Here is a 26,013-nt window from a genome sequence, read left to right as displayed (position 1 = left end):
CTAACACAACGATCCGACACAACAATCAGAAAAAGACTGCGGTAATGGTTATGAGTAAAGCGGACGCCTTCACCCAGGCAGGGAAAACCGCGGTGTTGCAGAACATCCAGGGTACTTTGCAATTCCTACAGCGCTTCCCGCCGTTCAATCAGATGGAAAACGCCCACTTGGCCTATCTGGTCGAGCAATGTCAGCTACGTTTCTATGCCCCCGGCGAAAGCATCATCAAACCTGCCGATGGCCCGGTTGAGCATTTCTACATCGTCAAACAGGGCCGGGTCGTAGGCGAACGTCCGCACACGGCCAAGGGCGGGACCGAAACCACCTTCGAAATCACCACCGGCGAATGTTTCCCCCTCGCCGCGCTACTGGGGGAACGGGCGACTCGCACCGAACATCTGGCGGCCGAAGATACCTTTTGCCTACAGCTGAATAAGCTGGCGTTCATCAAACTGTTCGCACTTTCCAGCCCGTTTCGCGACTTTTCCCTACGCGGTGTCAGCAGTTTGCTGGATCAGGTCAATCAACAAGTTCAGCAAAAAGCCGTGGAAACCCTCGGCACCCAGTACTCGCTCAATACCCGGCTGGGCGAACTGGCCATGCGTCACCCGGTGACCTGCAGCCCGATCACGCCCCTGCGTGAAGCCGTGACGCTGATGCACGATCAGCAAGTCGGCAGCATCGTGGTGGTCGATGAGCAAAAGGCGCCGCTGGGCATTTTCACCCTGCGCGACTTGCGACATGTGGTGGCCAACGGCACCAGCGATTTCAATGAGTCCATTGAAGGGCATATGACCCGGGCGCCGTTTTACCTGACGCCGGACCACAGCGCCTTCGACGCTGCGATTGCCATGACCGAGCGCCATATCGCCCACGTCTGCCTGGTCAAGGACCAGCGCCTGTGCGGCGTGGTCTCGGAACGCGACCTGTTTTCCCTGCAACGGGTCGATCTGGTGCATCTGGCGCGGACTATTCGCAGTGCCCAGAAGCTGGAAAACCTGGTGGCGATGCGCGGCGAGATCGGCCAATTGGTGGAGCGGATGCTGGCGCACGGAGCATCCTCGACCCAGATCACCCACATCATCACCCTGCTCAACGACCACACCGTGTGCCGGGTGATCGAACTGGTGCTCGCAGAAAAGGGTGACCCCGGCGTGCCGTTCAGTTGGCTGTGTTTCGGCAGCGAAGGCCGCCGCGAGCAGACGCTGCACACTGATCAGGACAACGGCATTCTGTTCGAAGCCCGCGACGCGGCCCACGCCGCCGAGATTCGCGGCAAGTTGCTGCCCATTGCCCAGCAGATCAATCAGAACCTGGCGTTGTGCGGCTTCACCCTGTGCAAGGGCAACATCATGGCCGGCAACCCCGAGCTGTGTTTGTCCCGGGCCGAATGGGCGCGACGCTTTGCGGCGTTTATCCGTGAGGCGACACCGGAAAACCTCCTGGGGTCGAGCATCTATTTCGACCTGCGCGTGGTCTGGGGTGACGAGCGAGGCTGCGAGCAGCTGCGCCAGGGCATCCTCGACCAGGTCGGCGACAACCGCTTGTTCCAACGCATGATGGCCGAAAACGCCCTGCGCAACCGTCCGCCCGTAGGCCGTTTCCGCGAATTCGTGCTGGCGCGCAAGAATGGCGAGAAAGCCACCCTCGACCTGAAATTCCAGGGCTTGACCCCGTTCGTCGATGGCGCTCGAGTGCTGGCCTTGGCCCACGGTATCGACGCCAACAATACCCTGGAGCGCTTTCGCCAATTGGTGGAAAAAGAGGTCATCGAGAAGTTGGATGGTGCTGCCTATGAAGAGGCCTATCACTTCATCCAGCAAACCCGCATGCAGCAACATCAGCTACAGACCCGAGAGAATTTGCCTTACTCCAACCGCGTCGATCCCGACAGCCTTAATCATCTGGACCGACGCATCCTGCGTGAATCCCTGCGCCAGGCACAACGCCTGCAAAGCAGCCTGACCCTGCGGTATCAGCTATGAGCCTGTTTTCATGGCTGCGTCCGGTCGGCCCCATTTTGCCGGGTGAACTGCAACAACGTCTGGAGCACTTGCCGGCCGTGGCCGAGCTGGGTGATTGCAGCCTGCGCGAGCAACGCTGGGTGGTACTCGACCTGGAAACCACCGGGCTGAACCTGAATAAGGACCGGCTATTGTCCATCGGTGCGGTGGTGATCGAGGACGGGGCGATCGATTTCAGCCAGCAATTCGAACGCACGCTGCAATGCTCCGAACTCAAACTCGGCCCCAGCGTGTTGATTCACGGTCTGGGCCCGAGCGCCATCGCCGCCGGCAGCGACCCCGCGCAAGCCTTGCTCGAGTTCATGGAGTTCGTCGGCGACAGTCCGGTGCTGGCCTTTCATGCGCCATTCGACCAGCACATGCTGGGGCGGGCGCTGAAAGAACATCTGGGCTACAAATTGCAGCATCCGTTTCTGGATGTGGCCGACATCGCGCCATTGCTTTGCCCACAGGCACATATTCGCGAGGCCGGGCTGGACGAGTGGATCGACTGGTTCAAGCTGGAGGTTTTCGAACGGCATAACGCCAGTGCCGATGCGTTGGCGACGGCGGAATTGGTGCTGATCTTGTTCAGCCGGGCGCGACAACAGCAGATTCATAGCCCGTTGAATTTGCAGCAGCGGCTGAGTCAGTGGAAGCGGCGGCGGCAAGCGCCTTCGCTCTGATCTGTGGCGAGGGGGCTTGCCCCCGTTGGGTTGCGAAGCGGCCCCCTGCATTTCGCCATAGAGACCGCATTCGTCGGTTTTACGACTGCTGTGCAGCCGGACGGGGGCAAGCCCCCTCGCCACAGGATTGCGCTCGACTCCAAATCGCATAGCCAAAACCACCCGACCAGCGCCAATTGCTTACCTCCCCCGCCTCTGCCACAATCGCGAACAATTCTCGTTACTTAACACTTCCCATTCGGTGATGTTGCGTGTCGTCAGTCCAAAGCCCTCACAGTGAGCTCGTTGGTGCGTTGTATCGCGACCATCGCGGTTGGCTATTGGCCTGGCTACGGCGCAACGTGGCTTGCCCGCAACGGGCCGAAGACCTGAGCCAGGACACGTTCGTGCGCTTGCTGGGCCGTGATGAACTGCAGGCGCCTCGCGAACCCCGGGCGTTTCTGGTGGCGATCGCCAAGGGCCTGCTGTTCGACTATTTCCGTCGCGCCGCCCTGGAACAGGCCTACCTCACCGAATTGATGCTGATCCCCGAAGGCGAACAGCCGTCTGTGGAAGAACAGCAACTGATCCTCGAAGACCTCAAAGCCATCGATCGCCTGCTGGGCAAGCTCTCGAGCAAGGCCCGGGCGGCGTTTCTCTATAACCGTCTCGATGGTCTCGGCCACGCAGAAATCGCCGAGCGTCTGGGGGTGTCGGTGCCGCGGGTTCGTCAGTACCTGGCCCAGGGCATTCGTCAGTGCTACATCGCGTTGTACGGTGAGCCGGTATGAGCCCGGTCAGCTCCAAACCCGTGTCGGCACAAGTGCTGGATGCCGCGATTGCCTGGCAACTGTCGCTGGATTCCGGCAACGCGGTCGAGCGCGAAGAGTTTGCCAAATGGCACGCAGCCCACGAAGAACATGCTCGGGCGTGGCGTCAGTTGGGCATGCTCGACCAGCGTTTCAGCGTCGCCAATGGCCCGGCCCGCACTGCCCTGCTGCAATCGCGCGAAAGCATCCGGCGACGGGTGCGCAAGCTCGGCAGCGGTCTGGCCAGCGTCGTCGCGGTGATCGGCCTGGCGCTGTTCGTCGGTGATCGTTATCTGCCCATCGACTATTGGCTGGCCGACCAGCGCACCGCCACCGGCGAGCAGCGCACCCTGCGCCTGACCGACGGCACGCAGATCAACCTCAACACCCACAGCGCAGTGGATGTGCGTTTCGATGAGAAGCAGCGGCTGATCGTCCTTCAGGAAGGGGAAATCCTCGTCGAAACCGGCCATGGCGATGCCCGACCGTTTATCGTCGAAACTCGCGAAGGCAGCATGCGAGCACTGGGGACACGGTTCCTGGTCAAGCGTGAAGACCAAGGCACGCGCCTGAGCGTGTTGCAATCAGCGGTAGCCGCCCATCCCGAATCGAGCCCCGAGGAACAGATCCTGCGCGAAGGCCAGCAAGTGCTGATGCGCAGCAATGGCCTGGGCCCCATCATCGCCCTCAACCTTGGCGCCGATGCCTGGACCCGCGGCATGCTGGTGGTGGACAACGCGCGATTGGAGGATCTGGTCCATGAGCTCGGCCGCTATCGTCGCGGGCATCTTGGCGTCACGCCAGAGGTCGCCGACCTGCGCATCACCGGCAGCTTCCCCTTGAACGATACCGACAAGGCGCTGAGTGCACTTTTACCGACCCTGCCGGTGCAGATCGAACAGCACACGCCATGGTGGGTAACGGTCGCGGCGAAGACTGAGGCCAAGCCCTAAAAGGCACTGCGCCTGATCCGCCGCCTTCGCGGGCAAGCCTCGCTCCTACAGGATGCGTGCATTATTCGCCGCACCCGATAACCGTAGGAGCGAGGCTTGCCCGCGAAGAGGCCCGTACAAACACCCCAGATCCCGAATCCGGGCTCAGACCAATAACTGAATCGAAATTATTTTCATCCACCCCTATCACTTTTGAATTCTCGTCCGGCACCTAGGCAATTGAGAAATATTTCCATTCAGGAGCCGCTGTATGTCCCGTTCGCTAGACACCGTGTTGCGCCCCCGTTTGCTGGCGGTCGCCATTGCCCTTTGCGCCCCTCTGGCCAGCAGCCAACTGATCGCCGCTGAACAGGCGTCCAGCGTTCGCGCCTACAACCTGCCCGCTGCGCCATTGGCCAGCACCCTGAATCAGATTGCCAGCCAGGCCGGCCTGGCGCTGTCGTTGAATCCATCGCTGGCGGCGGGCAAGACCTCGGCCCCGGTGAAGGGTCAGTTCGACGCCACCGGCGCCCTGCGAGAAGCCTTGCGCGGCACCGGCCTGCAACTGGAACAAAGCAGCGCCGGCACCTACAGCCTGGTGGCCGTGCCCGAAGGTGTGATGGCCTTGCCGGAAACCGCCGTCATTGGCCTGGAAAATGCGGAAACTGCCTGGAGCCCGGTCGAAGGTTACGTTGCCACGCGCACCGCCGCAGGCACCAAGACCGACACCGCGCTGGTTGAAGCGCCGCGTTCGATTTCCGTCGCCACCCGCCAGCAAATGGAAGATCGCGGTGTGCAAAACCTCGATGACGCCGTGCGCTACATGCCTGGCATCGTCGCCAGCAGCTACGGCAGCGATACCCGCGCCGACTGGTTGCTCGTGCGCGGGTTCGAACCGACGCAATTCCTCGATGGCCTGCCACTGCCAAAAGGCGTGTACGCCAATCCGAAACAGGAAACCTGGAACCTCGATCGCCTCGCCCTGTTGCGCGGCCCGGCCTCTTCGGTTTACGGCCAGACCCCGCCGGGCGGCCTGCTGGACATGGTCAGCCGCCGTCCCAGCGCCGAGTCGAGCCATGAAATCCAGCTGCAATACGGCAGCGACAACCATCGTCAAATCAACTTCGCCAGCACCGGCAAGATCGATGACGAAGGCCGGTTTACCTATGGTCTGAGCGGTGTATTGCGCGACAGCGGAACTCAGGTCGATCACATAGACAACAAACGCTACAACATCGCACCGAGCCTGACCTGGAACATCGACCCTGACACCAAGTTCACGCTGCTGACGCAATTTACCCGCGACGACACAGGCATCACCAGCCAGTTCCTGCCAGTGCAAGGCACGAAGATCCATTCGCCGCTCGGCAATATCTCCCATCACAAAAACCTTGGTGACCCGGACTGGGAATACTACGACCGCACCTATTACGCACTGGGCTACGCCTTTGAACATCGTTTGAATGATGTCTGGCAGTTCAAGCAGAACCTGCGTTACACCAAGTCGGACCTGTCCTTCCAGGCTCTCACGCCGGGCGCCTACCCGTTCACTCAGGTCGACGCCCAGGGCAACGTGGGTCGTTCGAGCACCAGTGTCGACGAGGACATCAGCCAGTTCGCCGTGGACAACAACTTCCAGGGCGACTTCGCGACCGGCGACATCCGTCACACCCTGTTGATCGGCCTTGATCACCAGCGCACCAATACCAACTACACCTCGATCTTCGGTGACGGTCTGACCACTAACGTCAACAACCCGATCTATGGCCAGCCGATCGTTCGCCCGTCACGCTCGACGGCGTTCTATGACTATGACCAGAAGACCTACCAGACCGGTTTGTACGTCCAGGACCAAATGGCCCTCGACCAATGGCGTCTGACTCTCGGCGGTCGTGAGGACTGGATCCACACGGGCACCAGATTCTTCAACAAGGGTGATGCCACCAACACCGAACGGGACAAAAAATTCAGCGGCAACGCAGCGATCAGCTATGTGTTCGACTCAGGTCTAGTGCCCTACCTGTCCTACGCCGAGTCGTTCCAGCCGACCAGCAAAGCCACGTCATCGCCGACCGAGTCGTTCAAGCCGACTGAAGGCAAGCAGTGGGAACTGGGCATCAAGTACCAACCGCCGGGCAGCAACACTCTGCTGACGGCTGCGGTCTATGACCTGACCCAGAAAAACGTCTCCGTCACCACGACCAACTCGGACAATGTCTCGATTACCAGCCAGACCGGCGAAGTGAAGGTCAAAGGCCTGGAGCTGGAAGCCGTTTCCGACGTCACCGACAACCTGAAAGTCATCGCCGCCTACACCCTGGCCAAGTCCGAAGTACAAAAGGGTGACTTCAAAGGCAATCGCCTGCAACTGATGCCTAACCAGCAAGCCTCGCTGTGGGCCGATTACACCTGGCACAACGGTGTGCTGGATGGTTTCGGCATCGGTGCCGGCGCACGTTATACCGGCAATACTTATGGCGACCAGGGCAACACCTGGCTGGGCAAGGCTGATGCCTACACGGTGTTCGACGCGGCGGTCCATTACGACTTGAGCCGTCTGGATAACAGTCTGAAAGGTGCATCACTGGCACTCAATGCCACCAACCTGTTCGACAAGGACTACATCTCCACTTGCGACAGCTTCTACTGCTACTACGGCGACCAACGCAGCGTTGTCGCCAGTGCGACGTACAAGTGGTAATCGCCTGAACTGACACGCGCCACGACCAGGCCGTCCTTCGAGGACGGCTTTGGTCTTTCTGAAGGCCATGAAATGAAAAGCAAAACCATCCGCCGCTGGTCCTGCATTCACACCTGGACCAGCCTGATCTGCACGGTATTCCTGCTGATGTTGGCCCTCACCGGCCTGCCGTTGATCTTCCACCACGAGATCGACCATCTGCTGGGCGATGCCGCCGAGTTGAAATCGATGCCGGCCGATACCCCGCAGCTGGATTTGCAGCAGTTGGTGCACGCGGCTGAAAAGCATCGTCCCGGCGAGGTCATGCAGTATTTCGGCTACGACGAAGAAGACCCCAACGGCGTCATCGCCATCATGGCGCCCACCGCCGGCACCGAGCCGAACTCGTCCCACACCTTCATGCTCGACGCTCGCACCGGCGAAGCATTGGAAATGCCATCGGCCAATGGCGGGTTGATGATGGTCATGTTGCGTTTGCACGTAGACATGTTCGCGGGCCTGCCGGGCAAGTTGCTGCTGGCGTTCATGGGCATCCTGTTTGTGCTGGCGATCGTCTCCGGAACGGTGCTGTACCTGCCGTTCATGCGGCGCTTGAAGTTCGCCACCGTGCGCCACGACAAATCCACCCGCCTGCGTTGGCTCGACCTGCATAACCTGATCGGCGTGGTGACGCTGACTTGGGCCTTGGTGGTCGGCGTGACCGGCGTGATCAGTGCCTGCGCCGACTTACTGATCGCCGCTTGGCGCAACGACAGCCTGAGCGCGATGATCGCGCCTTACCGCGAGGCGCCGCCGCTGACTCAATTGGCGCCTGCAACTCGCTTGCTCGACATCGCCAAAGACGTCGCGCCGGGCATGCAGCCCGACTTCATCGCCTTCCCCGGCACGCGGTTTTCCAGCGAACACCATTACGCGGTGTTCATGAAAGGCAGCACCCAACTGACTTCGCACCTGCTGACGCCGGTGTTGATCGACGCCAGCACCCTGCAAGTCACGGCGGTGGCCGAACGGCCGTGGTACATGGATGCCATGGGCATGTCGCAGCCGCTGCACTTCGGTGACTACGGCGGCATGCCGATGAAAATCCTCTGGGCGACCCTCGATGTGCTGACCATCATTGTGCTCGGCAGTGGGGTTTATTTGTGGGTGGTGCGGCGCAAGGTCGCGAAACCTGTGCTCGAGAATGCGGAGTGCCCGACATGAGACCGAGACAGTCGAACTTCTGGAAGGTCTTCGCCACGCCCACCGTCATTGCCCTGCTCAGCGCCGCGGGTCTGTTTGCCGCGTTGCTGGGCGATGGCGTGTGGGATGCATTGAGTTGGCTCGGCCTGGGGATCCCTGCCTTCCTCGCCATGCGCGGATTTCTGCAACACCGCTAAAAACTGTAGGAGCGAGGCTTGCCCGCGAAAGCGGAGTGTCATTCAACACTGATGCCGACTGGCACTCCGCTTTCGCGGGCAAGCCTCGCTCCTACAGGGTTAAAGCCATCTTGAGCTATCGGGTCAACGCGCTATGCTGCCGACACTGCCCACGATCGAGATGTTCCCATGTCCGCTCCCAGCATGACCTTGTTCCACAGCCCTGCGTCGCCCTTCGTTCGCAAAGTCATGGTGCTGCTGCACGAAACCGGGCAAACGAACCGCGTGGCGCTGCAAGCCAGCCAGCTCACGCCGGTCAGCCCGGATCCGGCGCTCAACGAAGACAACCCGCTAGGCAAGATTCCGGCGCTGCGCCTGGCCGACGGCAATGTGTTGTACGACAGCCGGGTGATTCTCGATTACCTTGACTATCAGCACGTCGGCAATCCGCTGATTCCTCGTGAAGGTTCGGCGCGCTGGCGGCGCATGACGCTGGCTTCTCTGGCAGACGGAATCATGGACGCAGCGGTGATGGTTCGCTATGAAGTAGCCCTGCGCGCGCCGGAAAAACACTGGGACGAATGGCTTGACAGTCAGCGCGACAAAATTCGTCGCGCCCTGGCCCTGCTGGAAGCCGACGCGATTGCCGAGCTGACCAGCCATTTCGATGTCGCGGCGATCAGTGTTGCCTGTGCCTTGGGTTACCTGGATCTGCGCCACCCGGATCTGGAGTGGCGCAAAGAGAATCCGAAGCTTGCAGAGTGGTATTTTGAGGTGAGTCAGCGGCCTTCGATGATTGCTACGATGCCCAAGGTCTGAAACTTTCGGTGACTGGTCTGCCGTCTTCGCGGGCAAGCCTCGCTCCTACAGGGGATTTGTGTTGTTCACACCATCGGTGCAGCAACTCAGGTCCAATGTGGGAGCGGGCTTGCTCGCGAATGCACCACACCGAATCAACCGGAAACAACCCCGCAATCCGCATCGCCAACACCTCACCCACCCGCTGATCCTCGCGCAACCCCAACGACCGGCTCATTCCACGGCTCCAATATCAAAGTCCAGAGGCTTCGCGGTTTTCTGCCCGATCCCGTACCAGTCCAGCTTGCGGGTCAGCACCATGAACACGCCCAGCAGCCCGAACAACAGCAGCGAGCCCATCAACAACGCGTAATCCTCGGCACTCAGCAAGCCATAGAGCAAGCCATACAACGCCGCCAACCCCGCCGAAAAGCTCAAGCCGTGACGCACGCTGCGCAGCACATGGCAGACATAGAAACCGATCAACGCCACACAGCCACTCGCCGACAGCAGATACGCCAGGGCAAAGCCGATGTGTTCGGACAGCGACAGCAGCAACAGGTAGAAGAACGCCAGCGCCACGCCCACCAGCGCGTATTGCACCGGGTGTACCGCCAGGCTTTTCAGCACTTCGAAGAGGAAGAAACCGGCGAAGGTCAGGACGATGAACAGCAACGCGTATTTGATTGCCCGGTCGCTTTTCAGGTACTGGTCCACCGGGTCGATGAAACTCACGCCGAAGCTGCGACCGCTGAACGCCTCGCACTGGCCGCCAGACACACAACTGTTCAACGCCTCTTGCAGGTTGGTGGAGAAAAACGAGGTTTGCCAATTGGCGGTGAAACCCTGATCGGTGATTTCACGCTGGGCCGGCAGGTAGTTGCCGATGAAGCTGGGGTGAGGCCAATTGGCGGCCAGTGAAACCTTGCTAGTCTTGCCCACCGGAAGAACCTGCAACTGGCCGGTGCCTTGCAGGCGCAAGTCGAAACCGAAGGCCAGTTCCGTGGCCTGCCGGGTATCCAGCGCTGGCAGCGTCACGTGCACACCCTCGCCCAACCAGCGCACTTGGCTACCCGGTACAAAGTCCAGGCTCTGGCCATTGAGTTCGAGTTTCAATGCATTCTCGATGCCGCGAATGTCGCTGATGCCGACGGCCAGGAACGGTTGGTCAAACCGGTAGTCGGCGAAGTCCTCCTTGATGCCCAGTTGCGCCGGGACCGAGAAATGCCCGCTGATGCGGTTGTCGGCATGAAACAGTCGTGCCTCGTAGATACCCCGGGCGCGCAGTTCGGTCTGGACCTGGCCGTCCAGTTCGAAGCGCTCCGGCAGGAAATACAATCGGCCGCGTTCCTCGCCGACGTCCTGGTAACGCTGGTTGGTTTTTTCGTTGGTTTTCCAGGTACGTACCGTTTTGCGATAGGGCACCACCATCAGCGGGCCGCTCAATTGCTGGCTGTAACTGGAACTGCGGGCGATGTCTTCGAGCACACCGTCGCGCAGTTGTTGCCGTTCCTGGATCACGCCGTTGATCATCAGTAGCGGGATCAGCAACAACAGAATCAAAAGGGCAATCGCCCCCAGTTTTAGGGTCAGGCTACGGTTCATGGGACTCTCCCTGTTTGGATGGGGAAAGTCTGGAGTCGGTGTGTGGGAGATTTATGGGGGGAATGTGGAGACTTTGTGGAGACTGGGCCGGCCCCATCGCGAGCAAGCTCGCTCCCACAATGGAATTGTGTGGTGCTTATCTTTTGTGTACGCCTCAAATCCCATGTGGGAGCGAGCCTGCTCGCGATGGCCGCGCTCGATCCTAAGGCAGGCGCAACGAGACCTCTACACCGCCATCGACATTACCGACACTCATCGCACCGCCATGCAACTTGACCACTTCTTCAACGAAGTTAAGCCCCAGCCCCGTGCTTTTGCGCCCACTGTCCGGACGCGGCAGTGAGTAGAAACGCTCGCTCAAGCGCGGCAATGCATAGTCGGGAATCGCCTCGGCCTGGTTGAACAGCCTGAACTCAATCTGTTCACCGACTCGTTCGGCGCGCAAGCGCAGCACGCCATGAGGCGGGGTGAAGTCCAAGGCATTCTCCAGCAGATTGCCCAGCGCCTGACGCAACAGAAACGGCTCACCGAGCAGGTTCAGATCCGCTGCAATTTGCAGTTCCACACGCAACTGCTTGCCTTCGATTCGTGCCGCTTGCGCGCTTAACAGTTCATCCACCAAACCCGCCAACGGCACGGCCACCCGCTCTTCCAGACCTTGGCGCTGTTCCACTTGCGCGAGGTTCAACAGTCGTTCGATCAACTGCTGCATGCGCGCACTTTCGCTGTCGATGTTGCTGACGAAACGCTGCTGCTGAGCCAGCGGCATCTCACCTTGCAGTAACTCCGCCGCGCCACGAATCGCCGCCAGCGGGCTTTTCAATTCATGGGTCAGGGTGTGTACATAACGCTCGACATAGGCTTTGCCTTCGAGCTGCGTGCGCATCTGCTCCACCGCCGTGGCCAGTTGTTCCAGCTCGCCGCCACGATAATGCGGCACCTCGACCCGACGACCTTCGCTGACGGCCTGGGCATACGCCGTCAACCGCCGCAGCGCCGCGCTCAGCCACCACGACAACAGCGCACCGAACAGCAAACCAAGGCCAATCAACCCGGCGCCATAAATCAGCAATCGCCGCTCGGTGCGATCAACGTAAGGCTGCAGCGAGCTGTTGGGCTTGGCCACCGTCACCACGCCGATGATCTGACCGTTGTCGCGAATCGGTGCCCCGACGTGCATCACCGACGAGTTCGAATCATCCGGGTTGCTGCGCGTCGAACGCGCGCCGTACTCCCCGCGCAGGGTCAGGTAGACGTCGTTCCAGCGCGAGTAGTCCTGACCTACAGCGATGCCACTGGAATCCAGCACCACGATGCCCTTGGCATCGGTCACGTAAATCCGGTGGTTGACCTGATTCTTCGGCATTCCCCAGATTTTCGCCTTCGGTTGCCGTTCACCGTAAGCCTTGAGCAACTCGGGCCAGCGGTTCTGGCTGAGGGTGCCGGCCTTGAAGTCGTCCCGCAGGATCTCGGCCAGCAGGTTGGCGGTGTCGACCAGGGTCTCTTCGGTGGACTGACGCACGCCGGGGCGGATTTCTTCCATCACGGTGTTGAGCACGAAGTAGCCGGTCAGGCCGATGAACAGCACGTAGACCAGAAAAATCCGGATCCCCAGTGGCATCAGCTGTGCCCCGGGCTGTAGCTGTAACCGAGGCCGCGATGGGTCTGGATCGGCTCGGCGTCAGCCTTCACCTGGCGCAATTTGGCGCGCACGCTCTTGATGTGGCTGTCGATGCTGCGCTCGTAGCCGGCATCGGCGGCCACACCCAACGCATCGAGCAATTGCTCGCGGCTGAAGACTCGCTCAGGTTGTTCCAGCAGGCATTGCAGCAAACGAAACTCATGGCGAGTCAGGCTCAGCGGCTGGTTGCGATAGCTGATCTGCACCCGCTCGCTGTCGATGCGAAACAACGCTGACGCCACCTCCGCCACCGGTCGTGGCGCCATGCGCTTGAGAATCGCCCGGACCCGCGCCGCCACTTCCCGGGGGCTGAACGGCTTGACCACGTAGTCGTCGGCGCCGATCTCCAGGCCCACCACGCGGTCGATCTCTGCATCACGGGCGCTGAGGAACATCACCGGCACTTCGCTGAAACGCCGCAATTGCTTGCAGGTCTCAAAGCCGCTGATGTCTGGCAAGCCGATATCGAGGATGATCAGGTCGGCCGGCGTGGCGCGCTGATGCTCGAGCGCCGCTGCGCCAAGGCTCAACCAGGTGGTGGTGAAGCCCTCGCCCTGCAAGGCGAAAATCAGGGTGTCGGCAATCGCCGCTTCGTCTTCGACAATCAGGATATGAGGCATGGCGTCCGAGCCCGCTAGTTAAGTGGGCGAACGGTGCCCCAAGGCTGATTCGCCGTCAATCAGCAGTCGGGTTTGTCTGCCGTGAAACGCCGTGCCGGGTTCACCGCCGCACCGAATTCACGCAATGCTTTGGCGCCGATCAGCAGTGGGTAATTGAAGCTGCTGCGGTCGGTCAGGTTGACTTCGACAGTGCGCTTTACGTTGCCCAGGCACAGTTCCAGATCGACCACCGGACGCTTGGTGGGTTCGATCACCTCCTTGTCATCCTCGTCTTCTTCGGAGCGGGTCTTGATCTTGCTGATTCGCGCGACCTTGTGTTCGTAGACCTTGTTGCTCGCGCCTTTGGTGGCGAGGCGAAAACGCACCCACTCGTCGCCGTCACGGGTGAAGGTTTCGATGTCTTTGGCCGACAGGGACGCGGTCAGGGCGCCGGTGTCCATTTTGGCCTTAAGGACTTCGCCGCCGATTTCCGGCAGCGCGATGTATTCGTAACGCCCGTACAGGGTCGGCTCAGCGGCCAGGACCGGCAGGGCCACGAGGGAAAGCAGTGCAAGGAGAGATTTCACGTAGGGGGCTTCCTTGAAGAGTGGGCAGCGGGATTTTAGAACCCCTGCCTTTGAATTCGTTCGTTCTTGAAATCGCTTCGCGGGCAAGCCTCGCTCCTACAGATATGTGTCGTGCGCGATAGTGCATATGACAGGAACTCTGTAGGAGCGAGGCTTGCCCGCGAAGAGGCCAGATCAATCAATACAACAACCTGACCCATTCAAATTCGCTCAAGCATATCGCCGCAAACGTGAAACATTCGTCACCACCGATTTGGCCTGTCGCCTGAAGCTGCTTATCATGGCGCGCCCAAACGCTTTCAAGAGTTACTTATGCGCCGCCTGCTCACCGGCCGTTTCGTTACCCTGCTGCTGTTGCTTAACACCCTGGTGCTGTTCGGGCCTTTGATGGTGTTCGCCCTGCTGAAACTGCTCTTGCCCGGGCGCTTTCGCGATGATGCCTCGGCGGCGGTGATGTGGATTGCCGAAACCTGGGCCGAAATCGACAAACTGATCTTCCGACTGTGCATTCCCACCCAATGGGACATCCGCGGCGGCGATGATTTACGCCGCGACACCTCGTATCTGGTGATCGGTAACCATCAATCGTGGGTCGACATCCCGGCGCTGATCCAGACACTTAACCGGCGCACACCGTTTTTCAAATTCTTCCTCAAGAAAGAACTGATCTGGGTGCCGTTCCTGGGCCTGGCCTGGTGGGCGTTGGACTATCCGTTCATGAAGCGCTACACCAAGGCGTTTCTGGCAAAAAACCCGGAGCTGGCCGGCAAGGACCTGGAGATCACCAGAGAAGCCTGCGAGTTGTACAAGCGCCAACCAGTGACAGTGGTCAATTACCTGGAAGGCACCCGCTACACCGCGGCGAAAAGCGCCCAGCAGCAATCACCCTTCACCCACCTGCTCAAGCCCAAGGCTGGCGGCGTGGCTTTTGTGCTGGCGGCGATGGGCGAACAGCTGGATGCCATTCTCGATGTGACGGTGGTGTACCCGCAGCAGAAGATTCCAGGGTTCTGGGATTTGATCAGCGGCAATGTGCCCAGGATCATCATCGACATCCAGACACGCGAACTGGACCCGGCGCTGTGGCAAGGCGATTACGAAAACGATCCGGTGTTTCGCGAACACGTCCAGAACTGGGTCAACCAGCTCTGGATCGAGAAGGACCGGCGCATCAAGGCACTGCGCGCCGAGGGCTGACTCAGCTACCTATGCCGGTGCCGAGGCCGGTGCCCCAGATTCCGCCAAGGTTTTGCAGCAGCGAACCGGCGACGCCTTGCTGACCGAGGTATTGCAGAATCACCGGGGCAAACAGGCCGATCATGCCGGTGTCCATGCCCAGGGCACTGAACGCGTTGTTCAGGTCCTTGGTGTCCTTGACGTTACCCAGCAAACCATTGAGCAAAGGGTTCTTGTCGACACCACCGCCGAGCAGCCCACCCAGCCCTCCCAGCCCGCTCAAGCCACTGATGGCGCTGTTGCCGGCGATCTGATCGAGGCCCGGCACATTTTTGCTCAGTTCGGTGAAGTCCTGGCCGCTGAGTTGGTTCCTGGCCAGCCCCAGCATCGCACCAGCACCACCCACGGCCTGTTCCGGCGTAACGTTGAGCTGCGACCCCAGGGTAGTGAGCAAACCGGCAGCCTTGGGTAGCGCCGCCACGGCGTCATCGCTCTCGTCGCTCTCATCGTCCTCGTTACCCTGCATCGCCGTAACCGCATTGGCCGCATCGCTGAGGCTGAACTGTGCAAAGGCCGGGCTCGCGGCCAGCGTCGTCAACGAAGCAACAGCCATGAGCGATGCCAGCGCAAAACCGCGTGAAACGTTCATCCAGACATCCTCTTGTGCCATGAGAACCACCCGGCAGGGCAGCAAAACTGCCGATTTGACCGGGCATCTGCTGGCATGTTCCCCCCTGGTCGTGGAACCCCGAATCCATACGATGAATGGCACGCCCGCTCCCGCCGAACAGGCCTGTGAACAACCCGGCAGAACCTGAAAGCGCAGGCTGCGATGCTCCATAAAAAAGGGCGACATCACTGTCGCCCTTCTTCCCGTCTTGCTCCAAGCCTTACGCCGCGCTGAACAACTTGTGCGGATCGATCACAAACTTCTTCGGCACGCCCGCATCGAACTCGCCATAACCACGTGGCGCGTCATCCAGGCTGATGACTTCAACACCCACGATGTCAGCAATCTTGATGCGGTCCCACATGATCGCCTGCATCAGCTGGCGGTTGTACTTCATCACTGGCGTCTGGCCGGTGTGGAAGCTGTGGGATTTGGCCCAGCCCAGACCGAAGCGAATGCTCAGGCTGCCCATTTTCGCGGCAGCGTCCACAGCACCCGGATCTTCGGTCACGTACAGGCCAGGGATGCCGATTTTGCCCGCCACGCGAACCACGCCCATCAGCGAGTTGAGCACGGTGGCCGGAGCCTCGTGCTTCACGCCGGCATGGCCGTGACCGCGAGCTTCGAAGCCCACAGCGTCGACGGCGCAATCCACTTCTGGCTCGCCCAACAGCGCGGCGATTTGTTCGTGCAGTGGGGTGTCTGTCGACAGGTCGGCGATTTCGAAACCCTGAGCCTTGGCATGGGCCAGGCGGATCGGGTTGACGTCACCGATGATCACCACCGCAGCACCCAGCAGACGAGCGGAAGCGGCAGCTGCCAGGCCAACCGGGCCGGCGCCGGCGATGTACACGGTGCTGCCAGGGCCAACGCCGGCAGTCACTGCGCCGTGGTAACCAGTGGGCAGGATGTCGGAGAGACAGGTCAGGTCACGGATTTTTTCCATGGCCCGGTCGCGATCTGGAAGTTTCAGCAGGTTGAAGTCGGCATACGGCACAAACGCGTATTCGGCTTGGCCACCGGTCCAGTCACCCATGTCGACGTAACCATAGGCACCGCCCGGACGCGCCGGGTTAACGCTCAGGCAGACGCCAGTATGTTGCTCTTTGCACGAACGGCAACGGCCACAGGCAACGTTGAAAGGAACCGACACCAAGTCGCCGATCTGCAGGTTTTCGACACCGCTGCCCTTCTCGATCACTTCACCCGTGATCTCGTGGCCCAGCACCAGACCAGTCTGAGCGGTGGTACGCCCGCGCACCATGTGCTGATCGGAACCACAGATGTTGGTGGACACTACGCGCAGGATGACGCCGTGCTCGATCTTCCTGCCGCGCGGGTCCTGCATTTTGGGATAGTCGATTTTCTGTACTTCGACCTTGCCAGCGCCGAGATACACCACACCACGATTACCAGACATGCTTTCACCTCGCTGTTGTTTTTATGTAGCGGTCGCGTCGCCATGGAGCGGCGGCGCGTTGATTGCTCGGGTTATTGCCTGTGTGTCTTGTGTTGTTTGGGAGGGCCCCTTCGCGGGCAAGCCTCGCTCCTACAGGGATTGAAGTCGTTCCCGGTTTTTGCGAGCCACCTCAATCCTGTAGGAGCGAGGCTTGCCCGCGAAGGCGATCTAAAGAACGACCGTGCGATTGGCGTTCAAAAACACCCGTCGTTCAATGTGATAACCAACGGCCCGCGCCAGGGTCAGCCCTTCGATATCCCGCCCCTTGGCGATCAAATCTTCGGGGTAATGGCTGTGATCCACCGCCTCCACACCCTGGGCGATGATCGGGCCTTCGTCCAGGTCGTTGTTGATGTAATGCGCCGTGGCGCCGACCAGTTTCACGCCCTTGTTGTAGGCCTGGTGATAGGGCTTGGCACCCTTGAAACCCGGCAGCAGGGAGTGATGAATGTTGATCGCCTTGCCGTCGAGTTTGCGGCACAGCTCTGGCGACAGAACCTGCATGTAGCGCGCAAGAATCACCAACTCGGCGCCAGACTCTTCGATCACCTGCCAGACCTGACGCTCCTGGGACGGCTTGTCGTTCGGGTCCAGCGGAAAATGGTAGTACGGAATCTGGTGCCAATCGGCCAACGGCTTGAGGTCCGGGTGGTTGGAAACCACGGCGACCACGTCCATCGACAACTGGCCGATGCGCTGGCGGTAGAGCAAATCGTTGAGGCAGTGATCGGCCTTGGAGACCATGATCACCACTTTTGGCCGGTGGTGCGGCGGGGTCAGCTCGAAGACCATCCCGAAGGCGTCACCACGTTCCGCCAGGCCTGCGCGAAAGGCCTGCTCGTCGAAGCCATCAGGCTGACGGAACTCCACGCGAATGAAGAAACGGCCCGAGAGCCGGTCATCGAAGGAATGGTGCTCGGTGACGTAGCAGCCCTGCTCGAACAGAAAGCGGGTCACCGCATCCACGGTGCCGAGGACGCTAGGGCAGTCGGCGGTCAGAATCCATGTGTCTGGTGCGCGGCTCATAGTGCGGTGACTCCTGCTGCAACATCTGTGATCAGAGAGAACTCTGTGGCGAGGGGGCTTGCCCCCGTTCGGCGGCGAAGCCGTCGTAAACCAGTCAACTCAATCTGCCTGACAAACCGCGCTCTGAGGTTTTAGGGCCGCTTCGCAGCCCAACGGGGGCAAGCCCCCTCCCCCTCGCCACAAAAGCTCCCTTACCACAGATGGGAACGATCGTTACGCCTGAACGCTAAGGCCGTATTCGGCGGCAGCATCCTGCAACCACAACCACCAGTAATCCGAGAAGCTGCGACGAATCAGCAGTTCCCAGGTGTCTTCGGCGGTGTGGCGGATCATCAATTGCGACTTGGCGAACACCGTGCCGACAGCCTTGCCTACCGGGAAGCTGTTGGGGTGCACGTCATAGCTGGTGGACTTCATCAGCACCTGGCGTACGTTCGGGCCGCTGAGTTCGAGGATCTGCTGGCCGCCGCTGACGTTGACGATCTGGATGTGCAGGTCGCCCAGCGCTTCACGCAACTTTTTCTCGGCAGCAAATTCTTCACCGGTCGGCACGATCAGCAGCCATTCATCCGGCCCCATCCATTGCAGGCTGGTTTCGCCTTTGATCACCACGGTCAGCGCGGCGGGCAGTTCCAGGCCGAGGGCCTTGTGTACGCCGGCGGCGAACGCGGCATCGTGACCATCGCCACGGATGGTCAGGTGACCAAGGAGTTTTTTCTCACGCACGATCACGCCGGCGTTCTTGCGACCCTTGCCCACCAGGCTGGCGAGGTCGGCATGATGCAGCGACGACTCGGCCTTGGCCCCGGTGGTTGGGCGTTGTTGGTAAACATTGGCTGCGGTCATAAAGCACCTGTCTTGAATTCTGTTGATTCTGGCCCTTGTGGTGGCTGTTCTGTCGCCATCGCGAGCAGGCTCGCTCCCACAAGGGTTACGCGATCTCCTGTGGGAGCGAGCCTGCTCGCGATGCAGACAACGCGGTGCAGCGCCCAGCCCACAGGACCTGAGGCCATTAAACGTTCTGGCGATCGCCTTTCGGATCGAAGAACACCGAAGAAACGATTTCCGCCTCGATCACGCTGCCGTCGGCCAGCGGTGCGAACACCCGCTCACCCATGCGCTTCAAGCCGCCCTTGACCACACCCATGGCAAACGAATAGCCCAAGGAGTTGTGCAGGTAACTGGAAGTCACGTGACCGACCATGGTCATCGGGATGGTTTGCTTGGTGTTGAACACCAGTTGCGCCCCTTCCGGCAGCCACTTGGTCGGATCGATCGGCTTCAAACCGACCAACTGCTTGCGCTGATCACGCACACAATCTTCGCGGTTCATGCCACGCCAGCCGATCCACGAGAACGGTTTGGTGCGACCGACACACCAGCCCATGTTCAGGTCGTCCGGGGTCATCGAGCTGTCAGTGTCCTGACCGACGATGATGAAGCCCTTCTCTGCCCGCAGTACGTGCATGGTTTCGGTGCCGTACGGGGTCAGGTTGTACTGCTTGCCGGCCTCGACGATTTTTTCCAGCACGCCCATGGCGTAGTCGGCCTGCACGTTGACTTCGTACGACAGCTCACCGGTAAACGAAATCCGGAACACCCGCGCCGGCACACCACCGACCAGACCTTCTTTCCAGGTCATGAACGGGAAGGCTTCGTTGCTCAAGTCGATGTCGGTGACTTCGCTGAGCAGCTTGCGGCTGTTCGGCCCCGACAGGGTCATGGTCGCCCAGTGATCCGTCACGGAAGTGAAGTACACCTTCAGCTCTGGCCATTCGGTCTGGTGGTAGATTTCCAGCCATTGCAGCACGCGTGCAGCGCCGCCGGTGGTGGTGGTCATCACGAAATGGTTGTCGGCCAGGCATGCAGTCACGCCGTCGTCGAACACCATGCCGTCTTCTTTACACATCAGGCCGTAACGGGCCTTGCCCACGTCGAGCTTGGTCCAGGCGTTGGTGTAGATGCGATTGAGGAACTCGCGCGAATCCGGGCCCTGGATGTCGATCTTGCCCAGGGTCGAAGCGTCCAGCAGGCCGACGCTGTCGCGCACCGCTTTGCATTCGCGTTTTACCGCGGCGTGCAGGTCTTCACCGTTTTTCGGGAAGTACCATGGACGCTTCCACTGACCGACGTCTTCGAATTCAGCACCGTTTTTCACGTGCCAGTGATGCAGCGCGGTGAAACGAACCGGCTCGAAGATGTGCCCACAGTGACGACCGGCCACGGCGCCGAAAGTCACCGGCGTGTAGTTCGGGCGGAACATGGTGGTGCCCATCTGCGGGATGGTCACGTTCAACGAACGGGCGGCAATGGCCAGGCCGTTGACGTTGCCGAGCTTGCCCTGGTCAGTACCAAAACCCAGAGCGGTGTAGCGCTTGACGTGCTCGACCGACTCGAAGCCTTCGCGGGTCGCCAGTTCGATGGCGGCAGCGGTGACGTCGTTCTGCAGGTCGACGAATTGCTTCGGCGCACGGGCAGTGGCTTTTTCGTGAGGCACCTGGAACAGCGCCAGAGTCGGCTCTTCCAGACGGCTCAAGGCTTTGGGCAACACGCCTTCGACCTTGCCGAAACCGGCTTCGCTGGCGGCGCGAGCACCACCTTCAAAACCATCGGCCAGCGAATCGCCGAGGCCGTAGACGCCGTTGATGCCACCGACGCACACGCGTTTTTGCGGTGCTTCGCCCGGTACGAAACCGAGGATGTCTTCACGCCAGATCGGCTTGCCGCCCAAGTGCGATGCCAAGTGAACCACCGGGCTGTAACCGCCGGAACTGGCAACCAGGTCGCAATCAAGCCACTCGCCCGGGCTGGTCACGGTGTGTGCTTTTACATCAATCGCGGCAACGCGAGCGGCGGTGACGTGCTTGCTGCCACGGGCCTCGATCACGGCGCTGCCGGTCAGGATGCGGATGCCTTTGGCGCGTGCCTCTTCCACCAGCGCACCACGCGGGTTGCTGCGGGCATCGGCGATCGCGACCACTTGCAGGCTGGCGTCGAGCCAATCCAGCGCTACGCGGTAGGCGTGGTCGTTGTTGGTCGACAGCACGAGCTTCTTGCCCGGTGCCACGCCGTAACGACGAACATAAGTCGACACAGCGCCGGCGAGCATGTTGCCCGGCACGTCGTTGTTGCCGTAAACCAGTGGACGCTCGTGAGTACCGGTCGCCAGCACTACACGCTTGGCGCGAACCCGGTGGATGCGCTGACGCACCTGGCCAATCGGGGCACGGTCACCGAGGTGATCGGTGAGGCGCTCGTGAATGGTCAGGAAGTTATGGTCGTGGTAACCGTTGACCGTGGCGCGCGGCAACAGCAGCACGTCCGGGGTGTTTTTCAGCTCGGCGATGACGCTGGCGACCCACTCGGTGGCAGGCTTGCCGTCGAGGCTTTCGCGGGAATCAAGCAGGCTACCGCCGAACTCTTCCTGCTCATCGGCCAGGATCACACGCGCACCGCTGCGGGCAGCCGCCAGTGCAGCCGCCAGACCCGCAGGGCCGGCGCCGACGATCAGCACGTCGCAGTGCTGGTTCATGTAGTCGTAGGTGTCCGGATCGTTCTCGGTCGGCGAGCGGCCAAGGCCGGCAGCCTTACGGATGTACTTCTCGTAGGTCATCCAGAACGATTGCGGGTACATGAAGGTTTTGTAGTAGAAGCCCGGCGGCATCAGCTTGCCGCCGACCTTGCCGAGAATCCCCATCATGTCGTTGTTCACGCTCGGCCAGCCGTTGGTGCTGGTGGCGACCAGGCCTTGATACAGCGCTTGTTGCGTGGCGCGCACGTTCGGGATCTGCGTGGCTTCGGTCGCACCGATCTGCAGCACGGCGTTCGGCTCTTCGGCACCGGCGGCGAAGATGCCACGCGGACGCGAGTACTTGAAGCTGCGGCCGATGATGTCGACACCGTTGGCCAGCAAGGCTGCAGCCAGAGAGTCGCCTTCAAAGCCTTTGTAGACCTGGCCGTTGAAGGTGAAGCTCAACACTTTGTTGCGGTCGATCCGTCCGCCGTTGGACAGGCGATTGATCTGGCTCATACCTTCTCTCCCAGAGCCGTGGCGGCCGCTTTCGGGCTGTCGGTCTTGTCGGTGAACTGCGGCTTGGCGCCGATCTTGTAGGTTTCGAGAATCTCGTAGGTCACGGTGTCACGGGTGACGTTGAAGTACTGACGGCAACCGGCGACGTGATCCCACAGCTCGTGGTGCAGACCGCGAGGGTTGTCGCGGAAGAACATGTAGTCGCCCCACTCCTCGTCGGTGCAGCTGTTCGGGTCCAGTGGACGCGGGATGTGCGCCTGGCCGGATGCATGGAATTCCTCTTCGGAGCGCAGTTCGCCACAGTGAGGACAGAAGATATGCAACATAGGGATTTCTCCTGTTAGTGGGCGACTGCTGCAGCGCCGTGTTCGTCGATCAACGCACCGCTATGGAAACGGTCGATGGAGAAAGGTGCAGCCAATGGGTGCATTTCACCCTTGGCCAGACTCGCGGCAAACACGTTGCCCGAGCCAGGTGTTGCCTTGAAGCCACCGGTGCCCCAACCGCAGTTGAAGAACATGTTCGGTACCGGGGTTTTCGAGATGATCGGGCATGCGTCCGGCGTGGTGTCGACGATGCCGCCCCACTGACGGTTCATGCGTACGCGAGACAACACCGGGAACATCTCGACGATGGCCTGGATGGTGTGCTCGATCACCGGGTACGAACCACGCTGGCCGTAGCCGTTGTAGCCGTCGATACCGGCGCCGATCACCAGGTCGCCCTTGTCGGACTGGCTGATGTAACCGTGTACGGCGTTGGACATGATCACGCTGTCGATAATCGGCTTGATCGGCTCGGACACCAGCGCTTGCAGCGGGTGCGATTCGATCGGCAGACGGAAACCGGCGAGCTTGGCCATGTGCCCGGAGTTACCGGCGGTGACCACACCGACGCGCTTGGCGCCGATGAAGCCCTTGTTGGTTTCAACACCGATGCACACACCGTTTTCCTTGCGGAAGCCGATCACTTCGGTTTGTTGAATCAGGTCCACGCCAAGTGCGTCGGCGGCACGGGCAAAGCCCCACGCCACGGCATCGTGACGGGCCACGCCGCCGCGACGCTGGACGGTTGCGCCCATCACCGGGTAGCGAGTGTTCTTGGAGCAGTCGAGGTACGGAATCTCGTCGGCTACCTGTTTGGCATCGAGCAGTTCGCCGTCCACGCCGTTGAGGCGGTTGGCGCTGACCCGACGCTCGGAATCACGAATGTCTTGAAGCGTGTGGCACAAGTTGTAAACGCCACGCTGGGAGAACATCACGTTGTAGTTCAGGTCCTGGGACAGGCCTTCCCACAATTTCATGGCGTGTTCGTACAGGTGCGCCGACTCGTCCCACAGGTAGTTGGAGCGAACGATGGTGGTGTTGCGCGCGGTGTTACCGCCGCCCAGCCAGCCTTTCTCGACCACGGCCACGTTGGTGATGCCGTGTTCCTTGGCCAGGTAGTAGGCGGTCGCCAGACCATGCCCGCCACCGCCGACGATGACCACGTCATAGACCTTTTTCGGGGTCGGCGTGCGCCACATCTTCTGCCAGTTTTCATGATGGCTGAGGGAGTGTTTGAAGAGGCCGAAGCCCGAATAGCGTTGCATAGTCATTTACTCCAAAACCGCGCTCAGCGATAAACCGGGAAGTCCGCGCACAGGGCTGCCACTTGCTGCGCAACATTGGCCTCGACATCGGCGTCGCCGAGGTTGTCGAGGATGTCGCAGATCCAGCCGGCCAGTTCAACGCACTGGGTAACCTTGAAGCCGCGAGTGGTCACCGCCGGGGTGCCGATACGCAGGCCGGAGGTCACGAACGGCGACTGTGGATCGTTCGGGACAGCGTTCTTGTTGACGGTGATGTGGGCGCGACCGAGTGCTGCATCCGCCTCTTTGCCGGTAAGGCCCTGACGGATCAGGCTGACCAGGAACAGGTGGTTATCGGTACCGCCGGACACTACATCGTAGCCGCGTTTGATAAATACGCCGGCCATGGCCTGGGCGTTGTCGATCACTTGTTGCTGGTAAGCCTTGAAGCCAGGCTCCAGCGCTTCCTTGAAGCACACGGCTTTACCGGCGATGACGTGCATCAGCGGGCCGCCCTGAGCGCCGGGGAACACGGCAGCGTTGAGCTTCTTCTCGATTTCTTCGTTGGCCTTACACAGGATCAGGCCGCCACGCGGACCGCGCAGGGTCTTGTGGGTGGTGGTGGTGACCACGTCGGCGTAAGGCAGAGGGTTGGGGTACAGGCCGGCAGCGACCAGACCGGCAACGTGGGCCATGTCGACGAACAGCAGCGCACCGACCTTGTCGGCGATCTGACGGAAGCGCGGGAAGTCCAGGGTCTTGGAGTAGGCAGAGAAGCCGGCAACGATCATCTTCGGCTTGCACTCGACGGCCAGGCGCTCGACTTCGTCGTAATCGATCAGGCCGGTCTTGGTGTCGATGCCGTACTGCACGGCGTTGTACAGCTTGCCCGAGGACGATACTTTGGCGCCGTGAGTCAGGTGGCCGCCGTGGGCCAGGCTCATGCCGAGGATGGTGTCGCCGGCTTGCAGCAGGGCCAGGTACACGGCGCTGTTGGCCGAAGAGCCGGAGTGCGGCTGAACGTTGGCATAGTCGGCACCGAACAATTGCTTGGCGCGTTCGATGGCCAGGGCTTCGACCTTGTCGACGTGCTCGCAGCCACCGTAGTAGCGCTTGCCCGGATAGCCTTCAGCGTATTTGTTGGTCAGGCCGCTGCCTTGCGCTTCCATCACGCGCTTGCTGGTGTAGTTCTCTGACGCGATCAGCTCGATGTGATCTTCCTGGCGTTGCTCCTCGGCATTCATCGCCGCCAGCAGTGCATCGTCGTAACCCTTGATCTGGTCTTGCTTGCTGAACATCGCGTCTCTCCCAGCGGCATCTATGCGCCATTCGTCTCGGTAAGGCACTGGCGTTACGGCAGTGCCCTTTGGATGCGATGGTATGACCGGCGCAGACAGGTCAAATGCCTATGGACGCCACGCAAAGGTGCGTTTACGACATGGCGAGAAATGGCATGCCGAACACAATCTTCGAACCAGCGAAGATCCCCTGTGGGAGCGAGCCTGCTCGCGATAGCGGCCTCACATTCAACATTGATGCCGCCTGAGCTGCCGTAATCGCGAGCAGGCTCGCTCCCACAGGGTCAGGCGATGAGTTGGCGCAAGGCCAGAAGCCCGAGGAAATGCGCGGGATAGAGCGCATACGCCCAACGGCGCATCGGTGGTGGTTGAACGCCTTGGGCATGTCGCAATAGCAACATCCCCAGCAGTGGCGCAATCAGACAAACGGCAGCGCCGAGGATCGCCGCACCGCTGCCGAGCCGGGCGGCGTAATACAGCACTTGCCATTGATTGGCCGCCAGGCAGACCAGCCCCGGCAGCAGGCTGAAATACCAGGGACGCCTGATCACCAGCAACATCGCCAGCGGCAACAACACGCCGAAGAATCCGAACATCAGTCGCTCCGGGAACAGCGCCGCCAGCAACAAGGCACCCGCCGCCAATAGCCGCGGCTGAAGCAGCTTGTGCTGCCAGCCACGGGCGACCAACAAACCCAGAACCAACGTGGGCAACACGTTCAAGGTGTTGTGATCAGGAATGTACATCCGGTAGGGAATTTCGCTCAGAGCGCTAAACAGCGATAACCAACCGAGGTAGCGCCATTGGCCGTCGGTCGTTACTGCCTGTGCCCGCGACAGATTTGCCGCCATAGCCAAACAAAACCACGGGAACGCCAATCTACCCGGCACATACAGCAGATCGATGGAGTAACCGATATATCGCAGGTGATCGAGCACCATGCTCAGCAGCGCCAGCCACTTGAGCAGATCCAGCGCCCCATCCCGTTGAGTCATGTGCATAATTGCCCGTCAACCGTGTATTTTTCTGACAGCAACATCCCGTGT

At 60.7% G+C, this 26,013-nt stretch carries 22 protein-coding genes; 9 read left to right on the top strand and 13 right to left on the bottom strand.

All coding sequences use genetic code 11. The features are described 5' to 3' along the window. Positions 1–44 precede the first annotated feature (44 nt). The 8 genes from PMI30_RS20205 (at position 45) to PMI30_RS20240 (ending at position 9,287) form a co-directional block, all read left to right on the top strand. On the top strand, positions 45–1,985 hold the full coding sequence (locus tag PMI30_RS20205; RefSeq protein ID WP_008008176.1) for a putative nucleotidyltransferase substrate binding domain-containing protein: 1,941 nt from the start codon (positions 45–47) through the stop codon (positions 1,983–1,985). Beyond that, positions 1,982–2,689, top strand: a complete 708-nt coding sequence (locus PMI30_RS20210; protein WP_008008175.1) for a 3'-5' exonuclease — start codon at positions 1,982–1,984, stop codon at positions 2,687–2,689. The genes PMI30_RS20205 and PMI30_RS20210 overlap by 4 nt, the downstream gene beginning before the upstream one ends. Before the next feature lie 251 nt (positions 2,690–2,940). Continuing rightward, positions 2,941–3,459, top strand: a complete 519-nt coding sequence (locus PMI30_RS20215; RefSeq protein WP_032835108.1) for an RNA polymerase sigma factor — start codon at positions 2,941–2,943, stop codon at positions 3,457–3,459. Further along, positions 3,456–4,430 carry a FecR domain-containing protein gene (locus PMI30_RS20220; RefSeq protein WP_008008173.1) on the top strand — a complete coding sequence of 325 codons (975 nt, stop codon included), beginning with the start codon at positions 3,456–3,458 and terminating at the stop codon, positions 4,428–4,430. Before PMI30_RS20215 ends, PMI30_RS20220 begins: the two co-directional genes overlap by 4 nt. 250 nt (positions 4,431–4,680) lie before the next feature. Beyond that, positions 4,681–7,110: a TonB-dependent siderophore receptor gene (locus tag PMI30_RS20225; RefSeq protein WP_008008172.1), complete on the top strand. Its 2,430-nt coding sequence runs from the start codon at positions 4,681–4,683 to the stop codon at positions 7,108–7,110. A 72-nt stretch (positions 7,111–7,182) separates the two neighbouring features. Further along, complete coding sequence (locus PMI30_RS20230) at positions 7,183–8,313, top strand: PepSY-associated TM helix domain-containing protein (protein ID WP_008008171.1); 1,131 nt, start codon at positions 7,183–7,185, stop codon at positions 8,311–8,313. Beyond that, positions 8,310–8,489 carry a hypothetical protein gene (locus tag PMI30_RS20235; RefSeq protein WP_008008164.1) on the top strand — a complete coding sequence of 60 codons (180 nt, stop codon included), beginning with the start codon at positions 8,310–8,312 and terminating at the stop codon, positions 8,487–8,489. Before PMI30_RS20230 ends, PMI30_RS20235 begins: the two co-directional genes overlap by 4 nt. Before the next feature lie 168 nt (positions 8,490–8,657). Beyond that, positions 8,658–9,287 (top strand): glutathione S-transferase, encoded by a 630-nt coding sequence (locus tag PMI30_RS20240; protein ID WP_008008162.1) that lies wholly within the window; start codon positions 8,658–8,660, stop codon positions 9,285–9,287. Positions 9,288–9,500: 213 nt separating this feature from the next. Here PMI30_RS20240 and creD read toward each other — a convergent pair whose 3' ends face one another. The 4 genes from creD to rloA2 all read right to left on the bottom strand — a co-directional run bounded on the left by creD (position 9,501) and on the right by rloA2 (position 13,738). Continuing rightward, entirely contained in the window at positions 9,501–10,871 is a 1,371-nt protein-coding gene (creD, locus tag PMI30_RS20245; RefSeq protein WP_008008157.1) for a cell envelope integrity protein CreD, read from the bottom strand. A gap of 202 nt (positions 10,872–11,073) precedes the next feature. After that, entirely contained in the window at positions 11,074–12,492 is a 1,419-nt protein-coding gene (gene creC / locus PMI30_RS20250; RefSeq protein ID WP_008008155.1) for a two-component system sensor histidine kinase CreC, read from the bottom strand. Continuing rightward, complete coding sequence (gene creB / locus PMI30_RS20255) at positions 12,492–13,172, bottom strand: two-component system response regulator CreB (RefSeq protein WP_008008153.1); 681 nt, start codon at positions 13,170–13,172, stop codon at positions 12,492–12,494. Before creB ends, creC begins: the two co-directional genes overlap by 1 nt. A gap of 59 nt (positions 13,173–13,231) precedes the next feature. Then, a complete protein-coding gene (rloA2, locus tag PMI30_RS20260; RefSeq protein WP_008008151.1) occupies positions 13,232–13,738 on the bottom strand; it encodes a retropepsin-like aspartic peptidase RloA2 in 507 nt (168 codons plus the stop codon). A 312-nt stretch (positions 13,739–14,050) separates the two neighbouring features. Between rloA2 and PMI30_RS20265 the strand changes: the two genes are divergently transcribed. After that, a complete protein-coding gene (locus PMI30_RS20265) occupies positions 14,051–14,935 on the top strand; it encodes an acyltransferase (RefSeq protein WP_008008149.1) in 885 nt (294 codons plus the stop codon). Position 14,936: 1 nt separating this feature from the next. Here the strand turns inward: PMI30_RS20265 and PMI30_RS20270 are convergent, their stop codons facing one another. From PMI30_RS20270 to PMI30_RS20310, 9 genes are all read right to left on the bottom strand, one after another. Continuing rightward, entirely contained in the window at positions 14,937–15,563 is a 627-nt protein-coding gene (locus tag PMI30_RS20270) for a DUF2780 domain-containing protein (RefSeq protein WP_008008147.1), read from the bottom strand. 241 nt (positions 15,564–15,804) lie between these two features. Beyond that, on the bottom strand, positions 15,805–17,004 hold the full coding sequence (gene fdhA / locus PMI30_RS20275) for a formaldehyde dehydrogenase, glutathione-independent (protein ID WP_008008145.1): 1,200 nt from the start codon (positions 17,002–17,004) through the stop codon (positions 15,805–15,807). Between the two features lie 207 nt (positions 17,005–17,211). Next, positions 17,212–18,069, bottom strand: coding sequence for a formyltetrahydrofolate deformylase (gene purU, locus PMI30_RS20280; RefSeq protein ID WP_008008144.1), 858 nt, complete (start codon positions 18,067–18,069; stop codon positions 17,212–17,214). Positions 18,070–18,282: 213 nt separating this feature from the next. Then, positions 18,283–18,915: a sarcosine oxidase subunit gamma gene (locus PMI30_RS20285; protein ID WP_007907568.1), complete on the bottom strand. Its 633-nt coding sequence runs from the start codon at positions 18,913–18,915 to the stop codon at positions 18,283–18,285. 166 nt (positions 18,916–19,081) lie between these two features. Beyond that, positions 19,082–22,099, bottom strand: a complete 3,018-nt coding sequence (locus PMI30_RS20290) for a sarcosine oxidase subunit alpha (RefSeq protein WP_008008143.1) — start codon at positions 22,097–22,099, stop codon at positions 19,082–19,084. Then, positions 22,096–22,425: a sarcosine oxidase subunit delta gene (locus PMI30_RS20295; RefSeq protein ID WP_008008142.1), complete on the bottom strand. Its 330-nt coding sequence runs from the start codon at positions 22,423–22,425 to the stop codon at positions 22,096–22,098. The genes PMI30_RS20290 and PMI30_RS20295 overlap by 4 nt, the downstream gene beginning before the upstream one ends. Before the next feature lie 14 nt (positions 22,426–22,439). Then, complete coding sequence (locus tag PMI30_RS20300; RefSeq protein ID WP_007907561.1) at positions 22,440–23,690, bottom strand: sarcosine oxidase subunit beta; 1,251 nt, start codon at positions 23,688–23,690, stop codon at positions 22,440–22,442. 23 nt (positions 23,691–23,713) lie between these two features. Then, on the bottom strand, positions 23,714–24,967 hold the full coding sequence (glyA, locus tag PMI30_RS20305) for a serine hydroxymethyltransferase (RefSeq protein WP_008008141.1): 1,254 nt from the start codon (positions 24,965–24,967) through the stop codon (positions 23,714–23,716). A gap of 284 nt (positions 24,968–25,251) precedes the next feature. After that, a complete protein-coding gene (locus tag PMI30_RS20310; protein WP_008008140.1) occupies positions 25,252–25,968 on the bottom strand; it encodes a TraX family protein in 717 nt (238 codons plus the stop codon). Between the last annotated feature and the right edge of the window lie 45 nt (positions 25,969–26,013).

The sequence above is a fragment of the Pseudomonas sp. GM50 genome, assembly GCF_000282375.1.
In the GTDB taxonomy this organism is placed as follows: Bacteria; Pseudomonadota; Gammaproteobacteria; order Pseudomonadales; family Pseudomonadaceae; genus Aquipseudomonas.
Note: the sequence above shows the minus strand (reverse complement) of the source record. Positions and strands in the feature narration are given on the sequence as shown.

Excerpts from the sequence above, each read along its gene's own strand:
- purU (WP_008008144.1), bottom strand. The coding sequence starts at position 18,069 with ATGAGCCGCGCACCAGACACATGGATTCTGACCGCCGACTGCCCTAGC.
- PMI30_RS20265 (WP_008008149.1), top strand. The coding sequence starts at position 14,051 with ATGCGCCGCCTGCTCACCGGCCGTTTCGTTACCCTGCTGCTGTTGCTT.
- glyA (WP_008008141.1), bottom strand. The coding sequence starts at position 24,967 with ATGTTCAGCAAGCAAGACCAGATCAAGGGTTACGACGATGCACTGCTG.
- PMI30_RS20295 (WP_008008142.1), bottom strand. The coding sequence starts at position 22,425 with ATGTTGCATATCTTCTGTCCTCACTGTGGCGAACTGCGCTCCGAAGAG.
- creC (WP_008008155.1), bottom strand. The coding sequence starts at position 12,492 with ATGCCACTGGGGATCCGGATTTTTCTGGTCTACGTGCTGTTCATCGGC.
- PMI30_RS20220 (WP_008008173.1), top strand. The coding sequence starts at position 3,456 with ATGAGCCCGGTCAGCTCCAAACCCGTGTCGGCACAAGTGCTGGATGCC.
- PMI30_RS20300 (WP_007907561.1), bottom strand. The coding sequence starts at position 23,690 with ATGCAACGCTATTCGGGCTTCGGCCTCTTCAAACACTCCCTCAGCCAT.
- PMI30_RS20205 (WP_008008176.1), top strand. The coding sequence starts at position 45 with ATGGTTATGAGTAAAGCGGACGCCTTCACCCAGGCAGGGAAAACCGCG.
- PMI30_RS20210 (WP_008008175.1), top strand. The coding sequence starts at position 1,982 with ATGAGCCTGTTTTCATGGCTGCGTCCGGTCGGCCCCATTTTGCCGGGT.
- PMI30_RS20270 (WP_008008147.1), bottom strand. The coding sequence starts at position 15,563 with ATGAACGTTTCACGCGGTTTTGCGCTGGCATCGCTCATGGCTGTTGCT.
- PMI30_RS20310 (WP_008008140.1), bottom strand. The coding sequence starts at position 25,968 with ATGCACATGACTCAACGGGATGGGGCGCTGGATCTGCTCAAGTGGCTG.
- PMI30_RS20285 (WP_007907568.1), bottom strand. The coding sequence starts at position 18,915 with ATGACCGCAGCCAATGTTTACCAACAACGCCCAACCACCGGGGCCAAG.
- creD (WP_008008157.1), bottom strand. The coding sequence starts at position 10,871 with ATGAACCGTAGCCTGACCCTAAAACTGGGGGCGATTGCCCTTTTGATT.
- PMI30_RS20235 (WP_008008164.1), top strand. The coding sequence starts at position 8,310 with ATGAGACCGAGACAGTCGAACTTCTGGAAGGTCTTCGCCACGCCCACC.
- creB (WP_008008153.1), bottom strand. The coding sequence starts at position 13,172 with ATGCCTCATATCCTGATTGTCGAAGACGAAGCGGCGATTGCCGACACC.
- PMI30_RS20225 (WP_008008172.1), top strand. The coding sequence starts at position 4,681 with ATGTCCCGTTCGCTAGACACCGTGTTGCGCCCCCGTTTGCTGGCGGTC.
- PMI30_RS20290 (WP_008008143.1), bottom strand. The coding sequence starts at position 22,099 with ATGAGCCAGATCAATCGCCTGTCCAACGGCGGACGGATCGACCGCAAC.
- PMI30_RS20240 (WP_008008162.1), top strand. The coding sequence starts at position 8,658 with ATGTCCGCTCCCAGCATGACCTTGTTCCACAGCCCTGCGTCGCCCTTC.
- fdhA (WP_008008145.1), bottom strand. The coding sequence starts at position 17,004 with ATGTCTGGTAATCGTGGTGTGGTGTATCTCGGCGCTGGCAAGGTCGAA.
- PMI30_RS20230 (WP_008008171.1), top strand. The coding sequence starts at position 7,183 with ATGAAAAGCAAAACCATCCGCCGCTGGTCCTGCATTCACACCTGGACC.